The sequence below is a fragment of the Fodinibius saliphilus genome, assembly GCF_005869845.1.
Classification (GTDB): Bacteria; Bacteroidota; Rhodothermia; order Balneolales; family Balneolaceae; genus Fodinibius; species Fodinibius saliphilus.
Map to the genome: position 1 here is coordinate 1533795 of NZ_VAWF01000001.1, position 12334 is coordinate 1546128.

Sequence of the window (12334 nt, forward strand, 5' to 3'; positions counted from 1 at the left end):
AATCACTTGTACTGCTCCATATATGAAAAAAGTTTAAGAGAAATACAAGAATAAATTTGTTATTTATTATCAACAGTTTAATTTCGTGTATCCTTAAATGATATGAAAAGCTGATCACATATACAGATATTTATGTACCTCCGCAAAAATAGATTACTCTTATTTATAATTCCCGTTTTAGCAATTATAATAAGTTCTTGTTCTTCAAGTCGAGAAACAAATGTTAAACATGGTTCTGGTTATAACTTTAAAGCTGGATACCCTGAATTTCGAATGTCTGCCTTTGGGTTTGTTGACGAAAATGAGTCTACCCAATTAAAAGTAACAACTCAATTAATTAAGGGTAGCCTAATTTATAAACAACAGGATGATTCTCTTATAGCCCGTGTTTCCATTAGTATTAAAATAATTGATACGGATAACCCCAATAATATTATTTCCGAAAAGCATGTTAAACAGAAAATTACTACGAAAAATGAACAGATCAACTCTTCCCGCGAATCTGTTAAATCAGAATTTACTTTCCCGGTATCCCCTAGCAATTATAAGACTATTGTTACTGTAACAGACTTAAATTCAAGTAAAAAAATATCGCAAGAGGCAAATACTTACATTCCAGAAACAAAAAAAGGGGCATACTCCCTATCATCCATTCAAATGTATGGTAAAGAAATTGGAGAAACTAGCTGGAAGCAAATAAATACCTATGACGTCAAAGGGAAAATAGATTCGCTCCGTTTTGTGTTTCAAATTATTAGCCCGCGCTCCAAAAAAAAGATGCGTTTAAACTCTCGCCTTTTGCGCTTTGACTCTGATACCAGCTATACCCGACCTATGCACCACTCAAATTACAGCCCCTCGGCTATTGAGTATAAAGGAATTGACTATGACAAAGAAACTGAATTACAATCGAACAGAAGAGTTTTAAATGATTACAAGAGTATCTTTATTGAATATAAATTCGAAACCCAAGAAAGGGGCAACTACCGTTTTGAAGTAACAGCTCAAAAAGGAAATCAGGAAGAAATTTATAAGGGGCGGGACTTTGGAGTTAAAAGCAAGAATTATCCTGCTATTCAATCAGTAAGAGAGCTTGCTAAGCCTCTCATTTACCTTATGGGTGAAAAAGATCATAAAGAGCTCATGCAAATATCAGATAACGATTCCCTAAAAAAAGAGATGGATCGTTTTTGGTTAAAAAACGTTGGCAATGCTCAAAAAGCAAGAAGTGTAATTAGACTATATTACCAACGAGTCGAAGAAGCTAATAAACAGTTTTCTAACTTTAAAGAGGGCTGGAAAACTGATCCTGGAATGATCTACATCTTATTTGGTTCTCCCTGGTATACTGAAAACCATCTTAAATCTTTGACTTGGTATTATTCATATAACCACCAAGATCCCGATTATACTTTTAACTTTTTTCAACCCAAATTAAAAAATAAGTATTATCCTTTCACCCACTACTTGTTACAGCGAACGAATAATTATTATACGGTTCAGTATATGCAACGACAACTCTGGTTAACAGGCCAAATATTAACTCGCCAGCTATAGTATAATTTTGTTTAATAGTATTTAAACTATTTCTCGAGGTAATCCAGAAGGAATCTGTACTAATACTTCATAGTTCATAAAATTCCTCATTTCACTGAATGAAGCCACGGTCATCTCCTGATCTTCCTGCTTGCCAATAATTACTACTTCGTCTCCCTTCTTCACATTCGGGATATCAGTAATATCTATAGTTAGCAAATTCATATTTACAAGTCCAGCTACCGGCGCTCGTTCACCGTTAACTAAAACAATACCCACATTTGTCAGATTACGCCCAAATCCATGAGCATAACCTATCGGAACAGATGCTATCTTTTGCTCCCTGCTGGTTAAATAGGTATTGCCGTATCCTACGAATTCACCGGCAGGCACTTTTTTGGTACTCATAATTTCACTTTTCCATGCCAGTACTCTTTCCAGTGGATCTTTGTGTTTGGCATTAACATCGGGATGTTTCTTCACAAAGTTCATGTAGGTCTCCCGATTGGGCCAAAAACCATATTGAGCAATCCCAATGCGCACCATATCCATAATGGTCTCGGGATAGTTCAGGGCTGAAGCAGAACATGCAGTATGATGATGTTTGGCATCTATTCCCTGCTCCCGAAACCAAGAAGAATACTCTTTAAAGTTTTCAATCTGCTCCTGTATCCTCACATAATTCCCTACACTTTCGGCACCGGCATAATGAGTGCAAATTCCATCCAGTTGCAGATACTCCCTATTCTCTTTAATAATACGGACGGTATCCTCAAACTCATCTTCTTCAAGTCCCAAACGATTCATTCCAGTTTCCAGGTGCAGGTGAACTCTGGCCGGCTTTTGTATACGTTGAGCTTCATTAATCGCAGCCTTGAGACGATCCAATTCAAAAATGAAAAAAGATACGTCATTCTCTATAGCCCATCCCAGTGCTTTGTTATTTATCATTCCCATAATCATAACATGGCTGTCATGATTTCGTGCACGACATGCCTGGCGGGCTTCGTCAGAGCTAAAAACCGAAAAATGCCGAACTCCACAATCTTCTGCCATAGGCACAAAATCTTTGATCCCGTGACCATAGGCATTGCCTTTAATCACGGAACTAAAGATAACATCACGGCCGATATAATCCCGCAAAAAAGAAATATTCGTTTCATAAGAAGATTTATCTAATTCTAATCGGGATGGATATAAGTCGTCTTTCATTTACTTTTCTTTGCTCAGATCTTTGATAATTTGTATAAATAATTTACTGGCTGTAGCAATTACATCATCTTCAAAATCATAATTTTCGGCATGTAATGATGGGTGATCCGTTCCAATACCGACTCCAAACATTGCGCCGCCTATTTCATTGGTAAAATGGCCAAAATCTTCGGACCAACTAAACGGATGTTCCTTTTTAACCATTTCATAATCCAGTTTTTCAGTAGCAGAAATAATTGCTTGGGTCGCTTCTTTTGAATTCTTCGTTGCCGGAAATGGTTCTACCCACTCATGATTTACTGCCAAAGAATACGTTTGGGCTGTTTGTTCAGCGATTTCCAAACAGTTCTCTTTGAGTTTCTCCAGCAGGGCTTCATCATAGGTTCGCAACGTTGCCAGCACAGTTGCGTCCCCGGGCGAAGTGCCGAAAGCTCGTTCTCCCAGCCTTGCATTGATAACCGTTACTTTGGCCGCCTTCTCTAAAGGACTATAAAACTGTGGCGCTGCTGAAAAGGCCTGTACAACCTGTGCCATAGCAAGAGCGGGACTTCGCCCTTGTTCGGGATGTGCCGCATGTGCGGTAGCCCCTTTAAAATTGACCTCCATCCCAACCGATGCAGCTGCAAAAACATCTTCACGTATAATAATCTGATTCTTTTTGAAACCCGGCAGGTTGTGGAGAGCGAAACAGTAGTCTGGAGCATATTCTTGAAATTTAGGATCATCGAGCACGCGCCGTGCCCCTTCTCCGGTTTCTTCGGCCGGCTGAAATAGTAGCGTCACCTTACCTGTTTCCGGCGGCTCATCTTGCAGTAGCTTAGCTACACCACAGAGAATAGCCATATGCCCATCGTGACCACATTTATGGCCTACTCCTTCTGTTTTAGATTGATATTCAGTGTCATTTACATCTGGGATTGGCAGCGCATCCAATTCGCAACGAAGTAACAGGTGTGGCCCTTCATTACCGCTCTCGTAGGTAGCCAAGACCCCCTGCCCACCAATATCTGTTTGAATGCGATCAGGCGATGTACTTTTAAGATACTTCACAATTTCAGAGCTCGTTTCATCTTCTTCATTCGACAGCTCTGCTATAGCATGAAGCCGGTGGCGCAGATCAATTAATTCGTCGAGATATTTTTCAATATTGATAGGCATATAAAATTCTTCACTAACGCTTAAAACAACACTCAATTAGTAAATTTTGAAATACAATTTCCAATTGTCATTCATTAGCAACAGCTATTGATCAATATAATTTTCCCAATACCAGCCGCGGGTCAGGATATTGCTCTAAGGCTTGGTCACGGTCTTCCGGGGCTACCACTCCCGGCATATCTGCTTTACCAGGATCAATTACCGAAAGCTGGAAATGTAAGTGCGGGGCCCAACCTCCATTCACATCAGGAGTGCCCAAGGTCGCAATCTTTCGCCCTTTGGGGATCTGGTCTCCTTTTGATACCATCTGCAGAGACGCTTCAGATAAATGGCCATACAAAACATAAAGCATCCCTTCAGCAAATTTATGCTTCATGACGATTGTAGGCCCATAATCCCCGGGATTGTCGTTATCCCGGATATATTCTACCGTTCCATCATATACATTATAGATTGGTTCGCCAGCCTCGGCCCAAATATCGATACCAATATGAAGGTTCCGTTCATTCTTAAAAAGGGAAGTCTCATACATATTAGTACGATACTCATCGTACCGACCAATACCCCATCCCTTTTTTCGAATAAAATCAGCGTCATATCCTTTTGAAAAATCAAAAAGATATAGTTCATCCGAATCTTCAGGATAATCCATGACCTTGGCAAATTGGTAATCAGAAAAGTTGACCATAAGTACAGTTATTTCATATCGAAAGCGGGCCTTTCAAAGGAGCAAAAACAATTTCTTATTACTCTACAATTTTATCGATGTAATCGGAATTCATAATTCCGAGAGCTCCCATATATTTCATTCGGAAACGAATAAAGTCGCCCACTTCATAACCGGCCTCATTTTCGCCTACATCCAAAATTAACATATCGGAGCTGGCATCAGCAATTTTTACATCACCTTCAATATTAATGAGGTGGTCGGGATTAATATCCAGATATCCAATATCCAAGATAGCACGATATGAGGTTTCGCCAAGCTGATCTTCATCAATTTCGGCTACTTCTCCCTGTGGATTCATTCCCAGTTCACCACTCGGCACTTTGGGCTTTTCAGCAATCTCTATTACTTGCGAATAGAGCTCCAGCACATCGTTATGCATGCCTTCGATAGTACCATCGGTGAATAGATTCTTCCCGAAAAAGAGTGCTTCTCCTACTCGAAAGTGGTTAATTCCTTTGGGAAGCTGATTACGTAGCAATAACGGAATAGTAACGGTAGTTCCGCCCGAAACCAACGGAATATTTTTATCAAACCGCAGCTCAATAATCTGTTTATAGAGCGACAACTGAATAAGCTTATCCTCATCCGGCATTACTCCGTGCATACAGTTTAGGTTAGCCCCTATTCCTATAACTTCAATATTGGGTAACTTAAAGACCTTCTCATAGAAGTCAATCAGGTTTTCGCGAATAACCCCTTCACGCAGGTCACCCAGCTCAATCATTACAATAACTTTATGAACCTTATCCTGCCGTTGCGCTTCTTCGGAGAGTGCATGCAGGGTCGACAGTTCCGTATTTAAGCTAATGTCGGCATACTTAACCACCGAATCGATAATATCTTTGGGAGGAGGCTTAATATAGGTGGTGAGCGTATCCGGGTCGATCTCTTTGATTTTCTTGAGGTTGCTGATACGAGAATCGAGCATATCCCCTATCCCCAAAGCAGCGACCTCCTCCAGATACTCTTCGTGCCCGCAAAGAAGTTTCGTGGTTATCCCCCACTTGATATCATTCTTTTTGAACAGTTGATCTAAATAGTTGTAATTATCACGTAACTTATTACGATACAGTTTTAAATAGGCCATTCCCTATTTCTTAAGTCGCATTTCGAGATACTTATTTGTGAACCCGTATTTTTCATACAGATGTACGGCGGGGTTATCTTTTTCTACGTGCAGTGCAATATCTCCCTCCGTTTTTTCAATAATCTTTTCCATCAGCTGTTTTCCAAGCCCTTGCCCACGGGAATCTCCGTGTACTGCAATATATACTAAAATATGTTCAGGAATAAAGCCTCCCATATTCGTGTGATTAATGATTACAGCCCCCAGAATCTTTTCATCTTCATGAGCTACCAGAATAAAACCATCCTGTCCTTCATCATCTCCATAAGCATAACCTATGCAAGACAATATGTGCTTTTTTTCATCCCCAAACTCATCTAAATGTTCATATAGAAAATTAGCGATATCTTCCCGACTAAAAGGAGTCGGATTTTCAATATCGGATTCTATTATATCTAATTCTATCATTTAATAACTCTTAAGTATTAATTGTTTCCATTTCTTTTACTTCTTCTGCATTTAATTTCTGCCCTGTTTCACTTTTTTCATCAGGGAATAGTAAAGATACTGCAATGAACACGATGGCGGAAACGGTAATTCCAAATACATTACCATCCAAACCAGCCGGTAATTGTTCAAAAGCAACCTCTAAACAAACTGTGGTAGATCCACCAAATACCATCGCTGCAATAGCTCCTATACTACTGCTTTTCGGCCAATACAGGGCCCCTATTATTGGGACAAACAGTCCCGATACCATAAATGCGTATGAATACAACATTAAGTCTAAAACATTGGTCATAGAGGTTGCAATGAGTAGTGCAAGTGCTCCTAGAATTAATGTCGTAATCTGTGAAAACCGTAAAAAATCATTACTGTCAGGGTCCACTTCTCGGAAATACCCTATAATATCTGATACTACATTTCCGGATGCCGCCATTAGGCAACTATCAGCTGTAGAAAGAATCGCTGAGAAATAAGCACTCATCATAATCCCCATGAGTCCTACCGGTAGTACGGTACGCAACAACATGGGTAAGCCTTTTTCACTATCATAATTTGCTAAAGTTTCGGGTACTCCTAAATAATCGAACATACCTTGTGTAAAAGCAACTTTGGCAAACAAGCCTAACAACACTCCCATAAACGCCATAATAGGCCATTCAAACACACCTGCTAAATACCACGCTTTTTTAGCCGTTTCTTCATCATTACATGCATATATTCGTTGGTATAGGGTCATCCCTACAAACCAGATTGGAATAATGGTTACCGCCCAATCCACTACATTCTGCCAGCTAATATTTGTCATCGTCAGCATTGCCGGATCTACAGCTGCTTTTATGGCCTCCCAGCCCCCTACGGCGTAATACGAAATAGGAATACCAATAAATACAAGTCCAACCATTAGTATTGCCCATTGAATAGTATCGGTGTAGATAACGGCTTTGAGACCTCCCATCACGGTATAAATTACCGCCACTGACCCCATGATAATGAGGGCCGTATTAAGATCCAGATCTGCAAATGTGCCAGTAGCTAGTTTAGCACCTGCCAAAATTTGCGAACTGGTAAAACCTGCATAGCCAATAGCAGATATTATACCTGCGACTAATGCTACCTGTGGATTGAAATAATACTTAAAGACTTCGGGGAAGGTTAAAGCCTTATCGAAAACCTTGTTTCCTTTTACTTTTGGAATAAGAAATACTGCAGCTAGCCAAGCACCCAGCAATCCTGTAAATAGCATCCATGACCCGGAGACTCCTAACACGAAACCAAGTCCGCCAAGCCCAATGGAGAACCCACCACCAACATCGGTAGCTACAACGGATAACCCAATGTGAAGGCTACTCATATTACGGCCGCCTACATAATAATCGTCGGCGCCCTCATTTCGCTGTAAAAAGAATACTCCAAAACCCAACATGGCTACCATGTAGCAACCCATAATCGTCAGGTCGATCCAATGCATATATCGTTGTTCAGATAAATTGGACTTCTATCTAATAAAAAAACCCTTGAGATTAAGAGCTCAAGGGTTGGAATTACTTATATAAGGTTAAATATAGGCGTAAATGTATGAAAATACCAAATTTGATCAGTTTCGGATTTAACTAAGTCAATCCCTTTTGGGGATTTCTCCTGCTATCTTAGCAATTGGCTCTTTAGCATGGTACTCATCGATTCCTTGGTCTGCTCCTTAAAAAGAAGAAACTTTATTGTGAGTACTAGAAACCTCCTCATTTAATAAAATAAAGCCATTATGAGTTCCTCCTTTTTCACAAAGCAATTTTTGTGTGCGTATAGTACCCCTTACACTACCACTACTTTTTATATAAACGCTATCTGAAGCCATGATATCACCTTTCACCTCCCCTTCAACAACAACACGGGGGGCTGTTAATGTGCCGGTGAAAGACGTTCCTTTCTCAATAAAAACCACATTAGAACTCATCCTGTAATGCCTATTTCCTAAATTAGTATACAGTTCTTTATTTTCATTAGGCAACTAAAGTGTTGAAACTCTCTTCTCCATGCCAACACAAATGCCTCCATTCTTTCGAATAGCAAAAGTAGATTCCTATTTTAACAGGGCGTTATCCATTGTTAAAACAATATTCAAGAAAAAAAACTACTCGTTGTTAATGTATGCTTTCTTCCCTTACGGGGTAAAGAAAAATTCAGTCGCAAAATCCGAATACTAGAACGCATTCGCAAGAGCTAGTTAAAAATATTCTTGAAGTACCTTCTAAAGGGCAAACAGTATAATTCTATTAAACTTTTCCTAATAAATTAATTTCTCTTGGATGATGTAGATCATATCTTTAAGGCAAAATGAAAAATAAAAAATAGCTTTAACGTATGACTAAAACCCAACAAGTAATTGATTTAGAGGACCAATACGGAGCCCACAACTATCATCCCCTGCCAGTTGTACTCTCAAAAGGAGAAGGGGTTCATGTCTGGGATCCTGAAGGGAACAAATATTACGACTTCCTATCAGCTTATTCTGCCGTAAACCAGGGACATTGTCATCCTCGTATTGTCAGCAAACTCAAAGAACAAGCAGAAAAACTTACGCTTGTTTCACGCGCCTTTCACAGTGATTTGTTGGGAAAATATGAGAAATACATGCACGATCTTTTTGGGTATGATAAGCTGTTGCCGATGAATACCGGTGCTGAAGGGGTGGAAACGGCAATTAAGCTCTGTCGTAAATGGTCGTACGAAAAGAAGAATCTAACTCCTGAAAAAGCAACTATAATTGTTGCCAAAGGAAACTTCCACGGACGAACCACCAGTATTATCTCTTTTTCTAATGATCCGGTGGCCCGTAAAAACTTTGGCCCCTATACTCCGGGTTTCGTGTCTATCCCATATAATGACTTAGAAAGCTTGGAAAAAGCACTCAAGGAAAAGGATGTTGCCGGCTTCCTTGTAGAACCTATACAAGGCGAAGCCGGTGTAGTAGTGCCTGATGAAGGATATCTTAAAGAAGCCGCTGAATTATGCGACAAATATAACACTTTGTTTATTGCTGATGAGATCCAGACCGGTGTTGCACGAACAGGTGAGATGTTGTGCGTAGACCATGAAGATGTGCAACCCGATATTGTGATTCTGGGCAAAGCATTATCCGGCGGCGCCTATCCTGTTTCAGCAGTATTAGCTAATGACGATATTATGGAATGCCTGCGCCCTGGTGAGCACGGCTCTACTTATGGAGGAAACCCACTAGCTTGTGCAGTAGCCATGGAAGCATTAAAAGTTGTGGAAGAAGAAAACCTTGCAGAAAATGCTAAAGAGTTAGGAAACCTCTTCCGTGAAGAAATGAATAAACTGGTCGAAGACTCTGAATTGGTAAGCCTTGTACGAGGTAAGGGACTTCTAAATGCGATCGTCATCAATGATTCACCCGACAGCAACACCGCCTGGAATATCTGCCTGCAACTAAAAGAGAACGGCCTGCTTGCCAAACCCACTCATGGCAATATTATCCGCTTTGCACCACCGCTGGTGATGACCAAAGAGCAGTTGATGGACTGTGTGTCAATTATTAAAGAGACCATACATGCTTTTCAAAAAGTAGAAGCGTAGCAATAGTATTTTAATAATAAAAGGTCCATAAGAAAGCTTCTTATGGACCTTTTTATTTTTTCCAAACAAGTCGGAATATCACCATTAGTAGTACTTCTTCCTTAATCAGTTTGTGAGGAAGACTTTGTAACTACAATTTTACGATCCGTTCCTTTAGTTGTATCCCACTTTAACTCTCCGTTATACCAGACTCGGTAAACAGCTATTACATTTTTTGAGTGCTCATATTCTACTTTAAGTGTATCCAAAGGAAAATTACCGGCCTTTATTAAGGTGCGAGCCGTATCCTGATCGTTTTCAATATGAGGGAACAAAATCATTTCATGCTTCCCACTTTCGTTCGTTATATAAAACTGTTTGGGATAATCATGATTAGCATTAAAAATCTTCTTTTTTTCTCCATTACTGAGATAATAAAGATTAGTATTGGGCTCAGTAATAGTGTTAGAGGTTTTTGCATTGAGCAGGTTGTCCCCATCTGAACCTTCAAATATCAACCGGATGTCTGTTTCTCTAACCATTTGATTATTTGATGATGTAGAACAACCTGTCAATGTTAAACCTATTATTAATACAATAATAAATGTATGGATATTCATCTGTTAAGGATGGATATTTATAACCACTTCACTGTTTCTATCATAGTTTGAATCTGCCGGATCAAATTCATTATAAGCATACCAGCCATCATAACTTCCATTCCAGCCCCAGTTCATATGGAAATTCAGATAGGTATTACCTGTGGGACATAGTTTAGATTGTATATAACCGTCTCCAACCCAAGCATGACCATTCCCATTCGTAGGAAAGATTCCCAACACATAATCTTTTTCATATCCATTAAATAATACTGGATCGCCATCATCCAGATCATCAATAACATCATATCGATTTGTAGTACCTTCATAACCAACTTGCGTGGCCGAACTATATCCAAAATGGCGCATACCTGGTGCCATATCATCGTCATCTGCCCCAGAAGCATCGCATCCATAATCCATGCTCACTTCATCTCCAATGTCACGCATTAGTAGCGATACCTCATCACTGCCATATGAATTGGGCATTGCACTCCAATTATAGTTATAGCCCGGCGCATATTCATGGTAATTAATTATTTGAGCCATTGCTGTTGCCACACAACCAGAATATGCTCTGCCATTCGTTGGATAATCACACCCCATATGTGGCGCAGAATCATTATATCCACTTCCCTGTCCCCAGGTAGTCGAAAGTAGCGGATCTACTCTATTAGTCCACTCTTCACAACCTCCATCATCAGGTGGGAGGCGCCGTTTACCTTTAATATCTAACACACGTGCCCACAAAATTTCTGAATCTTCAGATATTTTTTGTTTAGATTTTCGATATTTATTGACTGTATTCACTTTTTGTTGCAACCAAATAGCTAATCCTCCCGGAATTGTATCATTGGTGGTAACAGGCATACTACTGCTAACAGAAAATGCTTGAATGGGACTTAATCTCTTATCTGCTGGCACGACAGCAAACCCCCCATCATGATAATTAATTAAATAAATAGATTTCTGACTATCTTCATTGCTAACAGTTAACACATGATCAACTGTTTTATGAGTTTTTTTCTTTTTTGTTGGTTCCCCGGACAATAAACTTCCTTTTTGGAAACTATAGTTATTGGCAAAGTTTTCAGCCACTGCTACAGCTTCTGTCTTACTTACCGAAGTATTCGCAAGATCTGCTTTTTGAATATTTTCTGTTTCATTTGATGGCCCATTTATATTCTTCTGTTGACATGATATAAAAAATGCTAATACCAGAAATGGGAAAAAGACTCTTTTAAATAGCGACTTATTCATTTTTCTCTCGTTTTATAGTTAATATAATTTAACGTTGCTATTGATATCTAATGTGGCTGGAATTGTTAGAAGACCAACCAGAGGCTTGGACAAAGAGCTTACAGCTCTTTAATAACCAGCCAAATAACAAGAGTATAAAGTAGGCGAAATGTTACAAGTTTTTTCAACTAGGATAGGACTACAATAATGCTATATTTTTTATAGAATAAAGAATACTATTTAGTAAGAAATGCTATCGACAATATTATCAGTGGTTGAGACGAGAGATGTAACAACGATTTGCAATACAAAATGAATATTTATTCATCAAATATGATGTCCAGCTCTTGCTCAATAAATGTTTTTAATTCATCACTCATTGTATGAATAATACCTGCACCTTTGATAATGCCGTTTAGCTCTTTTATATATACATCATCGGAAAAAGAGCAGCTGTTTCCTTTTGAGGATGCAAAGGCAATTGCGAAACCGGTACTTTGCTTACGATCTATAGAAAAGGCGGATCCTTCATTAAATACGCCAAAATTGTAGTGAAGAACGGCCTCACCTCCTTCATCGGCTTTCAGTTCTAACTTAATCATATTACCGCGCCGAGACCTATCCAGTTCTACTTTTTCCCCTTCTATTTGCAAATGATCGATGGCAGCTTTTAACGTATTAGTCATAATGAATCGGACTTATGAGGTATATAGT

The 12334-nt window shown here is 39.3% G+C and carries 12 protein-coding genes; 2 read left to right on the forward strand and 10 right to left on the reverse strand.

Features of this window, described 5'->3' with window-relative positions:
• Positions 1–132: 132 nt before the first annotated feature.
• Positions 133–1557, forward strand: coding sequence for a GWxTD domain-containing protein (locus FCN14_RS06410; RefSeq protein WP_138430383.1), 1425 nt, complete (start codon positions 133–135; stop codon positions 1555–1557).
• 21 nt (positions 1558–1578) lie between these two features.
• Here FCN14_RS06410 and alr read toward each other — a convergent pair whose 3' ends face one another.
• From alr to FCN14_RS06445, 7 genes are all read right to left on the reverse strand, one after another.
• Complete coding sequence (gene alr / locus FCN14_RS06415) at positions 1579–2748, reverse strand: alanine racemase (RefSeq protein WP_138430384.1); 1170 nt, start codon at positions 2746–2748, stop codon at positions 1579–1581.
• Positions 2749–3906, reverse strand: coding sequence for an amidohydrolase (locus FCN14_RS06420; RefSeq protein WP_138430385.1), 1158 nt, complete (start codon positions 3904–3906; stop codon positions 2749–2751).
• Positions 3907–3997: 91 nt separating this feature from the next.
• Complete coding sequence (locus tag FCN14_RS06425; protein ID WP_138430386.1) at positions 3998–4594, reverse strand: peptidoglycan DD-metalloendopeptidase family protein; 597 nt, start codon at positions 4592–4594, stop codon at positions 3998–4000.
• A gap of 58 nt (positions 4595–4652) precedes the next feature.
• Complete coding sequence (locus tag FCN14_RS06430) at positions 4653–5723, reverse strand: alanine racemase (RefSeq protein ID WP_138430387.1); 1071 nt, start codon at positions 5721–5723, stop codon at positions 4653–4655.
• 3 nt (positions 5724–5726) lie between these two features.
• Entirely contained in the window at positions 5727–6170 is a 444-nt protein-coding gene (locus FCN14_RS06435) for a GNAT family N-acetyltransferase (protein ID WP_138430388.1), read from the reverse strand.
• Positions 6171–6180: 10 nt separating this feature from the next.
• Complete coding sequence (locus tag FCN14_RS06440; protein ID WP_138430389.1) at positions 6181–7677, reverse strand: sodium:solute symporter family protein; 1497 nt, start codon at positions 7675–7677, stop codon at positions 6181–6183.
• Between the two features lie 228 nt (positions 7678–7905).
• Complete coding sequence (locus tag FCN14_RS06445; RefSeq protein WP_138430390.1) at positions 7906–8160, reverse strand: bactofilin family protein; 255 nt, start codon at positions 8158–8160, stop codon at positions 7906–7908.
• 407 nt (positions 8161–8567) lie between these two features.
• Here FCN14_RS06445 and rocD point away from each other — a divergent pair, with 407 nt between their 5' ends.
• A complete protein-coding gene (gene rocD, locus FCN14_RS06450) occupies positions 8568–9803 on the forward strand; it encodes an ornithine--oxo-acid transaminase (RefSeq protein WP_138430391.1) in 1236 nt (411 codons plus the stop codon).
• A gap of 101 nt (positions 9804–9904) precedes the next feature.
• Here the strand turns inward: rocD and FCN14_RS06455 are convergent, their stop codons facing one another.
• From FCN14_RS06455 to FCN14_RS06465, 3 genes are all read right to left on the reverse strand, one after another.
• Positions 9905–10324, reverse strand: a complete 420-nt coding sequence (locus FCN14_RS06455; RefSeq protein ID WP_171032834.1) for a hypothetical protein — start codon at positions 10322–10324, stop codon at positions 9905–9907.
• A gap of 81 nt (positions 10325–10405) precedes the next feature.
• Positions 10406–11641: a C10 family peptidase gene (locus FCN14_RS06460; RefSeq protein WP_138430393.1), complete on the reverse strand. Its 1236-nt coding sequence runs from the start codon at positions 11639–11641 to the stop codon at positions 10406–10408.
• Between the two features lie 299 nt (positions 11642–11940).
• Positions 11941–12306 carry a hypothetical protein gene (locus FCN14_RS06465; protein ID WP_138430394.1) on the reverse strand — a complete coding sequence of 122 codons (366 nt, stop codon included), beginning with the start codon at positions 12304–12306 and terminating at the stop codon, positions 11941–11943.
• Between the last annotated feature and the right edge of the window lie 28 nt (positions 12307–12334).